This window comes from Acidobacteriota bacterium (assembly GCA_004299485.1).
Taxonomy (GTDB): Bacteria; Acidobacteriota; Terriglobia; order Terriglobales; family SCQP01; genus SCQP01.
Map to the genome: position 1 here is coordinate 179,256 of SCQP01000016.1, position 16,095 is coordinate 195,350.

Consider the following 16,095-nt stretch of genomic DNA (forward strand, 5'->3'; position numbering starts at 1 on the left):
GCTGAACTAAGCCATGTCGCAAACCGCCACTCCCGGACAATCGCTGCTTTCGCTGCGCCAGGCCGGCGCCCAGATGGGATCGATGATGGGCAGCATGAACCCGCGCCAGCGGCTGATCGTGGCCGGCGGCGTCATCGGCGTGCTGGTGCTGCTGGCCATGTTGATTCTGCGCGCCAACCAGCCCAACTACACGGTGCTGTACGCCAATCTGCAGCCCAACGACGCCCAGCAGGTGACGGCCAGGCTCGACATGCTGGCCATTCCCTATCAGACCGGCACCAACGGCGCCAGCATCAGCGTGCCCGAGGCGCAACTCAGCCGCGCGCGCCTGGCGCTGGCGGCAGCGGGTCTGCCGCACAGCAACCAGCAGGGCTTTGAGCTGTTCGATAAGACCAACTGGAGCGGCAGCGATTTCGCCGAGCAGGTCAACTACCAGCGCGCTCTCGAGGGGCAACTGGAGCGCACCATCGAGTCCATGGACGACGTGCGCACCGCCCGGGTGCAGATCACCCAGGCGCACGATTCCCTGTTCACCTCCGAAGAGCGGCCGGCCAAGGCCGCCGTCGTCGTCAACTTGCGCGATGGTGAGTTACGGACAAGTCTGGTCTCCGCCATCCGCCATCTGGTGGCGGGCGCCGTCGATCACCTCGCAGCGCAGGATGTTTCTGTGATGGACGCCAGCGGCCAGGTGGCGCTGAGCAGCGGCCAGCAGACGCAGAGCAAGCTCGAGAGCGACCTGCAGGCGAAGATCATCGCCACCCTGGCGCCCATCGTCGGCGCGGCGCATGTGCATGCCAGCGTGGCAGTCGCCTATGATCCCACGACCAGCGACCAAACCCAGGAAACCTACAATCCCAACGCCAGCGCCGTAGTCAGTTCGAATGTCAGCCGCACCGGTCCGGCCGCCGTCGCCCCCGCCAGCGGCGTGCCCGGCACCACCAGCAATTTACCCACGTCGCAGGCGCCGGGCACGAACTTCAAGGCCCAACTCGGCCTTAGCGGTCCCCAGGGTCAGGAGACCCAGAGCCAGACCTTTGCGGTCAGCCGCGACGTGACCCACACGACCCGCGCCGCCGGCTCCGTTCAGCGCATCACGGCCGCCGTGGTCGTGGATGACGCCATCACGACGCAGCCGCAGGGCAAAAAAACCATCACGGTCGACGTGCCGCGCTCGCCCGCCGAAATGCAGCAACTGCAGGCACTGGCCTCGGCCGCGATTGGCCTCAATCCCGCACGCGGCGATGTGCTGACCGTTTCCAACCTTCCGTTCTATAATCCGCCGGCGCCCCCGGCCGCGGCCGGAAAACCGGCGGCGCCGGTGCCCTGGAGCGACCGCCTGCCCGTACCGCTGTCCTGGATCGCGGCGGCCCTGGGCGCCCTGCTGCTGGTGGTGCTGGCGCTGGCGATGACCTTGCGCGGCCATAAGCCCGCTGCGGGTGCGCATGCGCCCAATCCGCAGCTCGGCGTCGGTGAAGCTATGGCGCCGGCAGCACCGCAGGAGAACGAAACCCCGGCCATGCCGCCGGAAGTAGAGCACGAGATCTTGAACATGACCGAGCTGCTCGAAGCCGATCCCGACGCCACCCCGCCCGAGGTCGCCCACGTACTGCAGCTCAAGGAACGTTTGTCGGAACGCGTCAGGCGCGAACCCGCTGTCGCCGGCCGATTGGTCCAAGGGTGGATGAACAAGCACCAGGAGGTCCGCTAACATGCATTTGGCTCCCATGCCTGCCCCCTCCGGCGTGCGCAAAGCGGCCGTGCTCATGGTCCTGCTGGGCAATGATGCCGCGGCTTCGGTCTACCGCTGCCTGCCCAAAAATGATGTGCAGCGCCTCACCGAGGAGATCAGCGAGCTCTCCTTTGTTGCGCCCACCGAAGCCCACGACGTCCTGGAGGAATACAGCAACCTCCTGATGACGCACAGCTACCTTGCCCAGGGCGGCACCGAGTACGCCACCAACCTGCTGGTCAAGGCCTTCGGCGACAAGGAAGCGCGCGAGCTGCTCAGCCAGGTGATGGAAGCACAGGAGGCCCGGGCCGGCAATCTCGATTCGCTGCAGCAGGCCGATCCACCGCAACTCGCCAAATTCCTGCAGGACGAGCACCCGCAGACCATCGCCGTCATTCTGGCCCACCTGGGCGTGCGCGCCGCCAGCAGCCTGTTGACCCTGCTGCCCGAGCGCGCCAGCGCCGAAGCCGTGCGCCGCCTGGCGGAAATGCGCCAGTTCTCGCCGGAGATGGCCGAAAAGATCTCCATGGTGCTGCACCGCAAGTTTGAAGGTCTGGGGGAAAAGTCCCGCCGCGCCTACGCCGGCGTCAAAGCCGTCGCCGATATCCTCAACCGCACGGAAATGGCCGCCAGCAAGCGCGTGCTGGAGGCCATCGAGCAATCCGATCCTGCCATGGCGCTCAGCATCCGCGACCTCATGTTCACCTTCGACGATATGGTCTCGGTCCCCGAAGCCAGCCTGCGCGAGTGGCTGGGCGCCGTGGACAAGCGCACCCTCGCCCTGGCTCTCAAAGGCGCGCCCAATGACCTGCGCACGCATGTGTTGCAGGCGATGTCGAGCCGTGCCGCCGATATGCTGAAGGAAGACATGGAAGCCCTGGGGCCAGTGCGCGCCCGCGATGTGCAGCACGCGCAACAGGAAGCGGTCAACCTTGCCCGCCGTCTGGAACAGGAAGGCAAGATGATTCTCAAAGCGGACCACAACGAAGAGCTGATTGTCTGAGCGCGAACGCTATGAAAACGTCCTCGTCTGCACGCACGCTGGTTGTCGAAAAGTTCGTCTATCTGGATCACGCCGAACCCGGCGAGGACCAGCGCACCCAGTCGAAACCCGCGCCGCAGCCCGCCGGCGTCAGCGAAGCAGAAGTTTCCGCGCGTGAACAGCAAGCGCGGCAGCAGGGCCGCGCGGAAATGGAGGCCAGTCTCACCGCGGCGCTCGAACGCGGCATCGCCGGCGAACGCGAAACGGTGGCGCAGGTGCTGCTGGCGTTTGCGGAACAGCGGGAACGTTATTTTCTGCACCTGGAGCGGGAAGTCGTGGAGCTGGCGCTCAGCATCGCCCGCCGCATCCTGCACCGCGAGGCGCAGATGGATCCCCTCTTTCTGGCCGCCAGCGCCCGTCTGGCACTCGACCGTCTTTCGTCCGGCACCCGCGTCGAACTGTATGTACCGCCGTCGCAGATGCCGCACTGGGAGGCGCTGCTCGTGCGCGAGCCCCTGCTGGCGCCCGCACCCACGCTGCATGCCGACCCAGCGCTCGAACCCAACGGCTGCCGCCTGGAAACCTCGACAGGTTCCACCGACCTCGGCCTCGATGCGCAACTGCAGGAGATTGAGCGGGGCTTTGCCGACTTGCTCGGCCGGCGCACGGCGCTGGTCCATGCCTCCAGACCCGCCCTGGACTAGTCATGCTGGAAACGGCACCTTCACCGCCAGCGGATCGCTCGCCGCAGCCGAGCGCAGCCCTGCGGGAATCCATGCAGCCGCTCAGTCCTTACTTCCACACGCTGGAGTCCCTGCCCACCTGGCGCTGGAGCGGCCGCGTGGTCAAAGCCGTCGGCCAGATCGTCGAAAGCGATGGCCCGCCCTGCTCGGTGGGTGAAGTCTGCGCCATTCTCGGCGCCGATGGCCGCGGCGTGGAGGGGCAAGTGGTTGGTTTCCGCAAATCTACCGTCCTGAGCATGCCGCTACGCGCATTGCAAGGCATTCGCTTCGGCGATCGCCTGGTGACCTGGGGCGCCAAGCCCGCCATGCCGGTGGGTGATGCCCTGCTCGGACGCGTCACCGACGGCAGCGGCCTTGCTTTCGATGAGCTCGGCGAAATTCTCACCGATGCGACGCGGCCGTATGATGCCGAGCCACCCTCGCCCATGGACCGCGTCCTCATCGAACAGCCGCTCGGTTCGGGCATCCGCGCCATCGACGGCCTGCTGACCTGCGGCCGCGGCCAGCGTCTGGGGATTTTTGGCGGCAGCGGCGTGGGCAAGAGCACTCTCATCGGCATGATGACGCGCAATACCATGGCCGACCTCACCGTGCTGGCGCTGGTGGGAGAACGCGGCCGCGAAGTCCGCGAATTTTTGCAGGACGCGCTCGGCGACGAAGGCCGCAAGCGCTCGGTGGTGGTGGTTTCAACTTCCGATCAGTCGCCGCTGTTGCGCATCCGCGCCGCCCTCGCCGCCACGGCCATCGCCGAACATTTTGCCCACCGCGGCAGGCACGTGCTGCTGGTGGTCGATTCGCTCACCCGCTTCGCCATGGCGCAGCGTGAAATTGGCCTCGCCGCGGGCGAGCCGCCCACGGCCAAAGGCTACACGCCCTCGGTGTTTGCGCTGCTGGCGCGGTTGGTCGAACGTGCCGGCCAGTTCCGCGACGGCAGCATCACCGCCTTCTATACCGTGCTGATGGAGGGCGACGATCAGCAGGATCCGCTGGTCGATGCCGTGCGTTCGCTGCTCGATGGCCATATCATTCTTGACCGCCAGCTCGGCTCGCAGGGTCACTATCCCGCGATCCATCTGCTGGACAGCCTCAGCCGCCTCATGCCCGCCGTCACTTCACCCGAGCATCGCCGCCAGGCCGGCCGGCTGCGGCAGCTTCTGGCGGCCTACCGCCGCTCGGAAGACCTGGTGCGCATCGGCGCCTATCAGGCTGGGGCCGATCCCTTGCTCGACCAGGCGCTGAAGGCGCTGCCGGTGATCCAGTCGTACCTGCGCCAGGGCTCGTCAGAGAAGCTCGATTTCGCCGCCTCGGTGCAACAATTGCTCGAGCTGCCGCTGGGAGAAAGCGCGTGAAATTCACCGCTTCCTTGCAGCGCGTCCTGCAACTACGCCGCAGCCTCGAGCGGCAGGAAGAAATGAAGCTGTCGCGGCTGGCCGCCCGGCGCCAGGCGATTACCGCCGCCGAAGCCGGCAACCGCGCCGAGGCTCGCAGCGAGCAGTCGGCGCTGCTGCGCGACCTGAGCAGTGAGGTCAGCGGCGCCGAGTTGCAGCTTGCCGGCTTGCGCCATGAGATTGAAGCCGAGCGCGCGGTGCGCCTGCGGCTCGAGGCAGTCCAGGCCGAGCGCGCCCAGCTTCAGCAGCAGCTTGTGCTGCTGCACCGCACCCGCGAGCGCGAAACCCTCGACACCCTCGAGGCTCACTGCCGTGAGGCCGAGCGCCGTGAACGCCTCCGGCGTGACCAGGCCGCCTTGGATGAAGCCTTCCTGCTGCGCCGGCACGACCGCCAGCACGAGGAAGGTTAGAAGCTTCTAATCTTCCCTTGGGGACGGGACTTTGGCGGGCGGCGTGCAAGAAGGGGAGCGTGATGGCAGTCGCTCCAACGTCCGCGCCCGCACCGGCCCCGGCTAATGCCGCGGTTTCCGCATCGGCCACGCCGGCTTCGCCGAATTCCACAGGAGCGCCCCATGGCGCTGCGGCGCAGACAAACGGCTTTGGTAAGCACTTGCAGCAGGCATTGGCGGCGCCGGCCGCATCCGCAAAATCTGCGGGGCCGCAAGGCACGCCCGGCAAGGGTAAGCCGGATAAGAAGCCAGGCACGCCCCCGTCCTCTGCTTCCGCACCGGCCGCATCGGCAGCGCCGGTAGCGGCCCTGATTGCCGTCCCAGGTACCCCGTCTCCTTCTGCGCCCGCCGCTTCTTTGCCGGCGGCAGCAGTTGCGGTTGCTGCGACACCACTGCCCATTCCGGCGCCGCCGGGCAGCGCCGCGGCAGTGACGGAGAGCGCGCCGCAATCTGACGCCGCGGTGCCCACCGCCGCGCCCAAGCTTCCGGTAGTCACGGTGGCGGCGGCCAGTACGACGCTGCCGGCTCCCGCGATCGCGTCCGCAAAGTCCGCTGCCCCGGCGGCACCCGCCGCCGTGGCAACACCTGCACCCACGCACACCGACGCTGCACCGGCGCCGGTCAGCCAGGCACAGCCGGGTCAGCCGGGGGCAAGCAATGATTCCCATGCTGGCAGCGGCAACGCCGCCGGCAACTCCAACGGCAACGGAGCGCAAGCGTTTACACCCGCGACGCCGGGCGCGCCGGCTTCCGGCAGCGCGGCCAAGCCCGCGTTCAAGATCAATGGGAATGCGCCGGCTGCGCCGCCTGTAACGCCTGGGCCAGCGCCGTCTGGCCTCGCTGCGAACGCCGCGGGAACGGCCACGCCGGCCGCACCGCTCGCGGCCGCGTCCCATCCGGCGCCGGGCACAGCTTCGCCGGCCACGGCCGCCAATCCCGCTCCGCCGGCCGCCGCGCCCTCGCCGTCCCTGCAAGCCGGCTGGCAAGCTGCTTCCGCTCATGCGGCGCTCGGAGGACAGGCCAATCGCGAAATCAACCTTGCCGTCCGCACCGAGCAGCTCGGCACCGTGCAACTGCACGCCACCATGCAAAACAACGTGCTCGGGGCGACGCTGGCAATCGCCAGCGCCGATGCCCATCACTGGCTCACCGCGCAGTTGCCGGTGCTGGAGCAGACGCTCACCGCCCGCCAGGTGCAGGTCGGTAATTTGCAACTCATTCACTCCCAGACTGGCGGCAGCAGCAACGGCAGTGCGCAGAACCATTCGCAGCCGCAAGCCCCGCCGCGCCCTTTCGTCACGTCACACGCTCCCGCCGCGCCGCTACCCGCGCCTGCGGCCCCCACCGAATTGCTGCCCCCCACCCCCCAAGGATCGCGTCTGAATTTGCTCGCCTGAGGTAACCGTATGCACAGCATCGCTTCACCCAACACCAGCAGCGTCGGCAGCGGCAACCCGCCCAGTCCTGCGCCCACCAACGCCAATAGCCTGCTCAACGGCAACGACTTCATCAGTCTGCTCACCGCCGAGCTGAAGCATCAGGATCCGACCAAGCCCATGGATCCGACGCAGTTTGTCTCGCAACTGGTCCAGTTCAACAGCCTGGAGCAGTTGATTTCGATCAACCAGGATCTGAAGCCCGCCTCCGGTTCCGGCACTGGCTCGGGCTCCGGCACGGGTTCCGGCGCCAACGCTGGTCCCAAGCCCGCCCAGTCCTGAAACCTTCAACTGGCAATTTGCAACTTTCCGTACAGGAGCCCCTATGCCTTCCTTTTCCGTCCCGCTATCCGGCCTCAACTCCAGCTCGCAGGAGATGACGCTGATCGCCAATAACCTGGCCAACCTGAACACGCCCGGCTACAAATCGTCGGTCGCTCAGTTCACCACCCTGTTCTATCAGTCATTGGGTGAATCCGGCGATGGCAACCCGATGCAGGTCGGCACCGGCACCGCCATCGGCAACGTGACCATGAACCTGACCGACGGCGCCATCCAGTCCACTGGCATTAACTCGAACCTGGCCATTCAGGGTTCGGGCATGTTCGTGGTCAACAACAACGGCCAGCAAGTGTACACCCGCGCCGGCGATTTCGTCCTCGGCAACACCGGCTATCTGGAAGCATCCGATGGCAGTCTGGTGCAGGGCTATCCAGCGGTGAATGGCGTGGTCAACCCCAACGCGCCGCTCGGCAATCTGCTGGTGGGCAGTGGCATTACCAGCCCTGCCCGGGCCACTGCCAATGTCACGATGGGAATGAATCTCGATAGCCAGACCGCGGTGGGAGGCACGTTCTCGCAGCCGGTTCAGGTTTACGACTCCCTCGGTGGCACGCACACCCTGACCGCGACGTTTACCAAGACCGGCACGAACGCCTGGAGCTATACCGTCACCCTGCCCGGCGCGGATACGGGCGGCGCCACGCCCACCACCATGGCCAGCGGCAATTTGACCTTCAATACCAGTGGCGACCTGACCGGCGGCACCGGCACGCCCCCGCAGATTACCGTCAACCTCACCTCGCCCGCACTCGCCGATGGCGCGGCGGCGTTCAACATCAACTGGAAGCTGTTCGGTCCCCAGGGCAATTCGCTCATCACGCAGGCGGCGGCGGCCTCAGCCCCTCTGGCCTCGCATCAGGATGGTGTGCCCAGCGGCAGCTTGATCAACTTCAGTATCGGCCCCGACGGCTCCATCACCGGCGCCTTCAGCAACGGGCAATCCCAGACGCTGGGGCAGGTCGTACTCGCAACCTTCGCCAATGACCAGGGCATCCAGGCGGTTGGCAACAACAATTTCATCGCCACCGCTGCCTCCGGCATCGCCACCATCGGGACACCAGGGTCCGGCAATCGCGGCTCGGTGCAGGGCAGCTCGATTGAGCAGTCCAACGTGGATATTGCCGGTCAGTTCGCCGAACTGATTCAGGCGCAGCAGAGCTACGAAGCCAGCGCTAAAGCGGTGACCACCTTCAATCAAGTCACCCAGGCGACGCTCAACATGCAGCAATAATGGTCCGATACGCGGGGGAGCCGGTGGCGTGGCGCAGCCACGCCAGGCCCCGCGCCAGTCAATCGTTCTTTCCGCCAGGGCTGGCCGTGCAGGCGCGCGGCCAGCCCCCTTTTTCTTAGAGACTTCTAAGCTGGCCATGGCGCTTCAATTGCCTTAATGCAGGGCATGAGGAAGCGTCTAAGAATTGCCGCCGCGCCGGTTGCCTTTTCCGTCATGCTCCTGACCGGCTGCGGGATGCTCCACGGGGGCGGCAAAAAAGTCAAAGCCGCGGCTGCAACACTGCCGCTGCGGGTGATTACCCTGCCCACCAGTGTCTACAACCTGGACGACCCCACACCGGCCTATCTGCGGCTGGGCGTTTCTCTGGGACTGAATACTCCCACGGCGAAAGACGATGTCGCCGTGCAGACGGTCGCGCGCGACACCCTGGTGAATTTGGTGACGGCGCAGACTTCCGCCGTGCTGCTCACGCCGGCGGGCAAAGAAAATCTCAAAAAAGCCGTGCTTGCGGAAATGCAGAAGCGCCTGCCCGATGCCGGCGTTCGTGAAGTCTATTTTGATCAGTTTCTGATCCAGCGCTGAGAATCCCTATGGCCACTGCTACCCCTGCCACTGCCGAAGTCCTTCCCGAAGCGGCCGCACCACCCGCTCCCGCCGCGCCCGAGGCGGTGGCAGCGCCCGCACCGTCCAGTCCGCTCGACCGCTGGACGGATCTGCAGTGGCTGCCCTGCAATCTCGAAGTCAAACTGTCCGTGCCGCACTTCACGGTCGGCGATGTGCTGCGCATGGCGCCGCAATCGGTGGTGGAAACGCGCTGGCAGCAGAATGCCGATGTTCCCGTCCGCGCCAACGGTCAACTGCTCGCCTGGGCGGAATTTGAAGGCGTGGACGAAAAGCTGGCGGTGCGCATCACCCGGCTGGCGTAAACGGATCTCATGGCAACCCACAGCATGCACGGTTTTGATCTGCGCCGCTGGCTGGCCCGGCCGCATCACCGCCGTCAGCGCCGCCTGCGGCTGATTGAAACCCTCTCGCTGGGCGAGCGCCGTTTTATCGGGCTGCTCTCGGTCGATGGCCGCGAGCTGCTGGTAGGCGCGACCACGCATTCCCTCTCGCTGCTCACCGAACTCGGCGAACACGACTTTGACGATTTCCTGCAGACGCCGCCGTCATCCAGCCAAGCGGGCGGAGAACTCCAGTGATTCACACAACTCACAGCGCAGCGCCGGGCTGGGGCCATGGGGCCCCCAGCCCGGCGCGAGCACAAGCGGGCCGCGCGGCAGAGCCGCGCTGGGTGCCCGCGCCAAAGGAAGCCCTGCAGTGATCGCACCCGCGGCGATGCTGGTGCAAGCCCCCGGCTTGCGCCTGCCCGGCATGAACAACGACCTGTCCTGGACGATCGTCGTCATTCTCACGCTGGTCACGCTCATTCCGGCCATTCTGGTCTCCATGACGCCGTTCGTGCGCCTGCTGGTGGTGTTTCACTTTCTGCGCCAGGCGCTGGGCACCAACTCCGCGCCCAGCAATCAGATTCTCATCGGGCTAACGCTGTTTTTGACGTACTTCATCATGCAGCCGGTGGGCGCGCAGATTTACCAGAACGCGGTCGTTCCCTACAACAACGGCCGCATCAACATCACCCAGGCACTCGACCGATCGAGCGTGCCGGTTAAGGATTTCATGCTGCATTTCACGCGCGAAAACGACCTCGCGCTGTTCACCGCGGCGGCCAGGATGCCGCGACCGGCCAACGCTCAGGCGCTGCCCATGCGCGTGGTCATTCCCGCCTACATCGTCTCCGAGCTGCAGACCGGCTTCCAGATTGGCGTGGTGCTGTTCCTGCCGTTCATGGCGATTGACATGGTGGTGGCCTCGGTGACGACCGCGGTCGGCATGCTGCAGTTGCCCCCGGTGGTGATCTCGACGCCGCTGAAACTCCTCGTCTTCGTAGCCGCCGGCGGCTGGCATCTGCTGGTTGGCTCCCTGCTCCACAGCTTTGCGTGACGACGCTTACGTGACCGATAGACCGACTGACCGAAACACCGACCGACCTCCATGAACCCCGATCAAGCCGTTGAACTCGCCCGCAAGACGCTGGACATCACGCTGCTGATCTGCGCGCCCATCCTCATCTTTGCCACGGTCATCGGCCTGGTGGTCAGCATTCTGCAGGTGGTGACGTCGATTCAGGACACCACCGTCTCGACCGTCCCGCGCCTGGCCGCGGTCGCCATCAGCGCTTTTTTTCTGGCGCCCTGGATGTTTCACGAGATGGTGTCCTTCACCCTCCGCCTGCTCGCCGACTTTTACCCCTATCTGCACTGAGGCGCGCACCGGTGACCATCCCCACCCAGTGGATCGCCTACGTGGTGCCGGCGCTGCTGATCGCCTGCCGCATGAGCGGCCTGCTCATCGCCGCGCCATTTTTTGGCGAAACGGCCGTACCGGCGCGCGTCAAAGCGGCGCTGGTGATCGCGCTGACGGCGCTGCTGCTGCCCATTACCTCGCCCGTGATGCCGCATCGCACGGTGCTCGATCTGTTCGGGGATGCGCTGTCGGAGTTGATTATCGGAGCCTTTCTGGGTCTGGCCGCGCAGGTGGTGTTTGAAGGCGCGATCCTCGCCGGTGAAGTGGCCAGCTTCCAGTTGGGCCTGAGTCTGGAAACGTCGATCGATCCCACCACCGGCGCCAGCAGCACCATCATGACCACCTTCCATCGCCTGGTGGTGCTCTACATTTTCCTGGAGATGGGTGTGCATCGCTGGATTTTGCTGGCGCTGCTCTCGAGCTTCGCCAAGCTGCCTCTGGGCACCAGCCTTGCGGCGCTCACCGGCCAGCAACTGCTGCACTTTGCCGGCAACCTCTGGATTTGGGGCCTGGAGCTGGTCATGCCCATCCTCATCGCCACCCTGCTGATCGACGTCACGCTGGCCTTTTTCTCCAAAATTGCGCCACAGTTGCCGGTGATGTATGTCGGCATTCCGGTCAAGCAATTGGTCGGCTACGCCGTGCTCGTTGCCGCCCTGCGCTTCTGGCCGAGTTTGGTGGGGCCGCAGTTCCAGAGCGCCATCGGCTTCTTTCTGCAAAACGCGCACAAGGTATAGGCGGTGGCGAACTCCGAAAAAACAGAACCAGGAACAGCCCACCGGCGCGAAGAAGCGCGCAAGGAAGGCCAGGTCGCGCGCGGCCGCGATCTGCCCGGCGCCGTCGGCCTGCTCGCCGCCATCGCCGTCATGGCCTGGGGTTCGAGCGGCGGCGTGGCGCAGTGGCGGCGGCTGATGGCGGCGCTGTTGCAACAGGCCACCACGCCCGGGCTGCTGATCGGCTGGCAGCAGTTCCGCTCGACCTTTCTGCTGACGCTGGAGTGGTCGGCGGCGATGGCCGCGGCCGCCTGGATTTGCGGCACCGCGGTGGCGTTTCAGGGCGGCTTTGTGTTCTCCGGCAAGGCGCTGGCCAAGCTGAGCCGGCTGTCGCCGGTGGAGAACGTCAAGAACATCTTCTCGCCGGCGACGCTGAGCAAAACCGCGAAGTCGATTATTCCCGCGGGCGTGATGGCCTGGCTCACCTGGAGCGTGCTCGCCGGAAGCTGGAATCAACTGATACAGTCGGGCAGCATGAGCGTGCCGGAGGCGCTCGCCTGGACGGTCAAGCTGTGTATGGCCATGGCCTGGCGCGGCGGCCTGGTGCTGCTGATCTGGTCCGGCGCCGATTACCTGCTGCAGCGCCTCCAGCACGAACAGTCGCTGAAGATGACCAAGCAGGAGGTCAAAGAAGATAACAAGGAGACGCAGGGCAATCCGGAAACCCGCGGCCGCGTCCGCCGCATTCAACGGCAGATGGCGCGCCGCCGCATGATGCGCGATGTGCCGCTCGCGAGCGTGGTGATCGTCAACCCCACCGAATACGCCGTCGCCCTGCGCTACGACCCTGCGGTGATGGCGGCGCCGGTGGTGGTCGCCAAAGGGCGTAATCTGGTGGCGGCCCGCATCCGCTTTCTGGCCGTGCGCAGCGGCGTACCCATCGTCGAGGATCGCCCGCTCGCGCGCGCCCTGTATGGCTATGTCGAAATCGGCGCGCCCATCCCCGGGCGCCTCTACACCGCGGTCGCCGAAATTCTCGCCTTCCTGCACCGCCAGGCGCGCTGGCGCGCGGGCTAGAGCGCCGCACCGGAGATCCAGAACGCGCGCTCGTCTGCGGGCGGCTACGCAGTCGACGCTTCTCTGTCCTTCAGGGTTCCCAACTTGCCGCCGAGTGCGCGCTTGACGCGCTCGTCGATGTGGTACCGGGGAAGCACCGCGGACGTGAGCGCTTCTTCGGACCACAGCTGCTCGATTTCCTGCTCGCTCCAGTTCCCGGACCTGCGGAGAGCGAGTGCGCCCAGAACGGCCTCGACCAGCTGCTGCTGGAACCATTCCCGCACGACCGACTCGATCACCGGCTCCGCGCTCGGAACGTGGCCGTACTGCCTGCACCAGCGGGCGGTCATGTCCGTGAACACCCTAAAATCCGCGTTTGCCTGAATAGTGTTTGAGAGCGCCAGGTACTTTGCCGCGCGGTCCTCGAGGAAGTCTCTCGTGCGCGAGCCATCCTTTACCGAGACCCACTTCACCTGAGGGTCGAAGAGACCCGCAACTTCCTCCGCCGGGGTTGTGCCCGTACCGGCAAACAGCGAGTAGATATCGCCGGCGCGCCCACCGTTGCCTCTCTGCGAGCTTCCACCTGCACCCGAGCCGGCCGCTCCAGCACCGTCCCGACGCGCCATCCCGCCAGCGTTCGTGAAATCGTCCTCGACGACAAATTTGCCCGAGGACGCGGGGCGGTAGCGGCTGAATTTGAACAAATCCCTAATCTGCTTCAGACGCTCACGAATTGACGCCGCACTTTCAGTGCTCCCCGCGCCCGCCGCAACCCGGTCGATCAGTCTCGATATTGGGTCTGGCATGTTTTCGCGAAATTCGGCACACCACTCGGCCCAGGGCAAGGGTTGTCCACTGACGAGAAGCTGGGTTCGGGCAGTGTTGGCCGTCAGGCCGCCGCTTTCGTTCTGCGTAGGGGCCACGTATATGACCACCTTGTTATACCCGAAAATGACTCCGAACGACTGCAGTCGAATCACTCCTGGGTGACCAACCGTCATCTCGTACAACTCGTCGTCGTAGAGGGCCGCGCAGTGCCCGTTGGCCGGGTGGCTACCAGAGTCGTCGACCTTGTCCTTCAGTATCCACCACAGCGCCTTGGCGTCCTTGAGTTTCAGGACCCCCGACTCGGATGAGTTCTTCTTGAGCCAATCCTCCATCCCGGTCACTTTCCTGAGCATGTTGTGGCTGTCATCGAGCGCGGACCAGTTCTCCCTAGCCTTTACGGTCACGCCTTCGGGAAACCTGAAGTACCTCCCGTTCAGGTAACGCGTGATCCAGCGCGATGGAATTTGGGCCTCCGGCGGCGCGTTCATCGTGTTTTCATCGTAATTGTTGCCGAGCATGATAACGGCAGTTCCGTGTCCCTTGATTGGATCCGGTTTGATGTCGTCCGTAATCTGTAGCCAGAACTCGCCGTTCGGGTGTCGGCGAAGACCGTAGGCCCCGCTCGTAGGATCTTTCCAAAGGTGGATCATCGATCCCTGGCCGTTCTTCCAGCTCAGGTACACGAGGCCGTGGGTGCTCCTGGGGGCGGCGGCGATCTTAGCACCCATTCCGAAGTTACCGTGCTTGGATTGGGCGTGCATCGACGAGGAAAGTTGGTTGATATACTCAACCATCTCCGGGCCGGTCATGCCAATGCCCGTGTCTATGACTGCGAGCTTGTAGCCTTCTTTCGGCTCGAGCTCGTAGCGTACACGGTCAAAGTCCCAGCGAATTTCGCCGCGACCGCCGTCAACGGCTTGTACGCCTTGGATCGCATTTTCCGTCAGCTCGCGGATAAACTGCAGCGGCGCGCAGTCTTGCGCAAGCCGCTCCAACATGAACGTCATGTTGGCGACCTTCATCTCCAGGGTTTCGCCGACTATTTTGGGGGGCTTCAGGGCAGGGTTGGTCATGATGTCTCCTCTTTCGCGGAAGGTTAAGCGGCCGCGAATAGAAAAAGTGTCCCAAGCCAAGGCGGTTATGGAAGAATGCTAAGGCAGTCGGCCAATCCCGCCGAAGTCCGGGGACTCTTTTGAGGGTAGCCAAAATGAGTGGTGCAGTCAAGCGGCACGACCCGCTGAGCGCTGAGAATCGCTCGAAGCGGATGGCGAGAGTTCGGTCAGGCGGTAACCGCTCGACCGAAGTGCTTGTCCGGATGTGCCTGGTGAGGCTCCGATTCCGGGGCTGGCGTGTTCGTCCGCTCGGAGTCATAGGCCGACCCGACTTCTACTTCCCGGCGGCGCGGGTCGCACTGTTTGTTGACGGCTGCTTCTGGCACGGGTGCGGAAGGTGTCAGCGGAGGCTCCCATATGCGCGCCAAGCCTTCTGGCGCAAAAAGATCGAGTCTAATGTCCGGCGAGACCGCTGGGTGGCTCGGCGTTTACGGGCCGAGGGAGTCTCAGTGCTTCGAATTTGGGAGCACGGGCTTCGCAAGGGCGCATTTTGGGCTAGCCGGTTGCGCCGGGCCCTTCAACGCGGCGACAAGCGGTACCGCGACCGCCTCGGCAAGGCTCACTGGGACGGCGTTCCCAACTTGGCGCATGCAGGAGCACCAAGAGCCGCTGAATACCCAGTCGTCGGGAAACGACTGGAGGCGCGCACACTCGCGCACTGAGAGGTAACGCACGCGTCCGCCGCGCATGCTCAGGGTATTTTCTCCACCGGGCACGCCGTGGCGCCCGGCCTTGATCGTTTTTGCGACCCAATCCAACTGACTACCCTCGTGCCCCGCGTACGAGCGTGCGCCGGGATTGAGGCAATGATTCGCAATCCCACGCGACGCACGGCCTCGGCTCAATCGCGGCAAGTCGCCGATCGCGTCGCGTACCGTTCGCCAGGCCGCGCCCAGGGGCGGAGAATCGTGCGGAAGACAGTCGGTCCCCAGCCGTGGTGAGCGCGAAAGCCGCCCCGGCCTTGCCACGCCATGGCGATCCCAGTATTCGCTAGTTTCCCATTGCTCGAAAATGAGCTTCTCGCGCGTGTGCGTCGGCTCGGGGAAGGCGAAGGTCTCCGCAATGTCGGCGCGAAGCCCGACGACAAAAACCCTCTCGCGGCGCTGAGCCACCCCGTAGTCGGCCGCGTTCAGAGTCCGCCAGGTTACGTTATACCGAGGTTCGGAGGCAGATCTTCGGGCCTGTAAACGAAGAAGCCTCGCTCTGTGCTCTCGCCATCGTTCCCCCCGTCTTCGTTCGGCACCTGGAAACTGGAGTTGGAGGGTAACGTAGGTGAAGTAATCGTTGAATGGGGGGTCCAGGAGCCCCCTAACATTTTCAATCAGGAAACCGCGCGGGTGGCATTCGCGGACAGCCCGCACGAGGTGGGGCAGCATTTCGCGTTTGTCCGTCCAGCCACGGCGGCTTCCGCCGCGGGAGAATGGCTGACATGGCGGTCCGCCGATGACAACGTCAACCCCCGAGTGTTGTGAGAAGTCGTACCCCGAAATGTCCTCGCAACAAATGCTCCAGCTCGACTGGACGGAGACAAGTGCCTTCAAGTTTTCGCGGAGAGTTTCGCAGGCCCGCGGATCGTTGTCGATGAGAACCTGCTTAGATATGCCGGCCCGCGCGGCACCGAGAGCCAGGCCACCGGCCCCAACACAGAGTTCAACGGCCGTAATGCCCGGCTCGCGCGAGCGGTCCTGAGATGTCGTGGTCGGAGCTTTCATTGGACGT

Annotated in this window: 17 protein-coding genes and 1 pseudogene; 16 read left to right on the forward strand and 2 right to left on the reverse strand. The window is 65.0% G+C overall.

Going from position 1 to position 16,095, the window contains the following annotated elements:
• The first annotated feature begins 13 nt into the window (after window positions 1-13).
• From fliF to EPN33_12135, 15 genes are all read left to right on the forward strand, one after another.
• A complete protein-coding gene (fliF, locus tag EPN33_12065; GenBank protein TAN21354.1) occupies window positions 14-1,708 on the forward strand; it encodes a flagellar M-ring protein FliF in 1,695 nt (564 codons plus the stop codon).
• A gap of 16 nt (window positions 1,709-1,724) precedes the next feature.
• Window positions 1,725-2,732: a flagellar motor switch protein FliG gene (gene fliG, locus EPN33_12070; GenBank protein ID TAN21355.1), complete on the forward strand. Its 1,008-nt coding sequence runs from the start codon at window positions 1,725-1,727 to the stop codon at window positions 2,730-2,732.
• A gap of 11 nt (window positions 2,733-2,743) precedes the next feature.
• A complete protein-coding gene (locus EPN33_12075; protein ID TAN21356.1) occupies window positions 2,744-3,415 on the forward strand; it encodes a hypothetical protein in 672 nt (223 codons plus the stop codon).
• Between the two features lie 71 nt (window positions 3,416-3,486).
• Window positions 3,487-4,803, forward strand: a complete 1,317-nt coding sequence (locus EPN33_12080; GenBank protein TAN21357.1) for a FliI/YscN family ATPase — start codon at window positions 3,487-3,489, stop codon at window positions 4,801-4,803.
• Window positions 4,800-5,252: a hypothetical protein gene (locus EPN33_12085; protein TAN21358.1), complete on the forward strand. Its 453-nt coding sequence runs from the start codon at window positions 4,800-4,802 to the stop codon at window positions 5,250-5,252. The genes EPN33_12080 and EPN33_12085 overlap by 4 nt, the downstream gene beginning before the upstream one ends.
• A 62-nt stretch (window positions 5,253-5,314) precedes the next feature.
• Window positions 5,315-6,688: a flagellar hook-length control protein FliK gene (locus EPN33_12090; protein ID TAN21359.1), complete on the forward strand. Its 1,374-nt coding sequence runs from the start codon at window positions 5,315-5,317 to the stop codon at window positions 6,686-6,688.
• A gap of 9 nt (window positions 6,689-6,697) precedes the next feature.
• A complete protein-coding gene (locus tag EPN33_12095; protein ID TAN21360.1) occupies window positions 6,698-7,009 on the forward strand; it encodes a flagellar hook capping protein in 312 nt (103 codons plus the stop codon).
• A gap of 43 nt (window positions 7,010-7,052) precedes the next feature.
• Window positions 7,053-8,300 carry a flagellar hook protein FlgE gene (locus EPN33_12100; GenBank protein ID TAN21361.1) on the forward strand — a complete coding sequence of 416 codons (1,248 nt, stop codon included), beginning with the start codon at window positions 7,053-7,055 and terminating at the stop codon, window positions 8,298-8,300.
• A gap of 156 nt (window positions 8,301-8,456) precedes the next feature.
• On the forward strand, window positions 8,457-8,882 hold the full coding sequence (locus tag EPN33_12105; protein ID TAN21362.1) for a flagellar basal body-associated FliL family protein: 426 nt from the start codon (window positions 8,457-8,459) through the stop codon (window positions 8,880-8,882).
• Window positions 8,883-8,890: 8 nt separating this feature from the next.
• Window positions 8,891-9,226: a FliM/FliN family flagellar motor switch protein gene (locus tag EPN33_12110; protein ID TAN21363.1), complete on the forward strand. Its 336-nt coding sequence runs from the start codon at window positions 8,891-8,893 to the stop codon at window positions 9,224-9,226.
• Between the two features lie 9 nt (window positions 9,227-9,235).
• On the forward strand, window positions 9,236-9,502 hold the full coding sequence (locus tag EPN33_12115) for a hypothetical protein (protein TAN21364.1): 267 nt from the start codon (window positions 9,236-9,238) through the stop codon (window positions 9,500-9,502).
• A 136-nt stretch (window positions 9,503-9,638) separates the two neighbouring features.
• Complete coding sequence (fliP, locus tag EPN33_12120; GenBank protein ID TAN21558.1) at window positions 9,639-10,304, forward strand: flagellar biosynthesis protein FliP; 666 nt, start codon at window positions 9,639-9,641, stop codon at window positions 10,302-10,304.
• A 51-nt stretch (window positions 10,305-10,355) separates the two neighbouring features.
• Entirely contained in the window at window positions 10,356-10,625 is a 270-nt protein-coding gene (locus tag EPN33_12125) for a flagellar biosynthetic protein FliQ (protein ID TAN21365.1), read from the forward strand.
• A gap of 11 nt (window positions 10,626-10,636) precedes the next feature.
• The gene (locus EPN33_12130; GenBank protein TAN21366.1) at window positions 10,637-11,404 is read left to right on the forward strand and encodes a type III secretion protein; all 768 of its coding nucleotides are present in this window, start codon (window positions 10,637-10,639) and stop codon (window positions 11,402-11,404) included.
• Between the two features lie 3 nt (window positions 11,405-11,407).
• Window positions 11,408-12,457 (forward strand): EscU/YscU/HrcU family type III secretion system export apparatus switch protein, encoded by a 1,050-nt coding sequence (locus EPN33_12135; protein TAN21367.1) that lies wholly within the window; start codon window positions 11,408-11,410, stop codon window positions 12,455-12,457.
• A 44-nt stretch (window positions 12,458-12,501) separates the two neighbouring features.
• On the opposite strand, the gene EPN33_12140 is transcribed toward EPN33_12135, so the two are convergent.
• Complete coding sequence (locus EPN33_12140) at window positions 12,502-14,337, reverse strand: ATP-binding protein (protein TAN21368.1); 1,836 nt, start codon at window positions 14,335-14,337, stop codon at window positions 12,502-12,504.
• Window positions 14,338-14,471: 134 nt separating this feature from the next.
• Here EPN33_12140 and EPN33_12145 point away from each other — a divergent pair.
• Window positions 14,472-14,897 (forward strand): annotated as a pseudogene (locus tag EPN33_12145) (very short patch repair endonuclease).
• Here the strand turns inward: EPN33_12145 and EPN33_12150 are convergent.
• Window positions 14,823-16,040 carry a DNA (cytosine-5-)-methyltransferase gene (locus tag EPN33_12150; protein ID TAN21559.1) on the reverse strand — a complete coding sequence of 406 codons (1,218 nt, stop codon included), beginning with the start codon at window positions 16,038-16,040 and terminating at the stop codon, window positions 14,823-14,825. The pseudogene EPN33_12145 and the gene EPN33_12150 sit on opposite strands and share 75 nt — an antisense overlap.
• Between the last annotated feature and the right edge of the window lie 55 nt (window positions 16,041-16,095).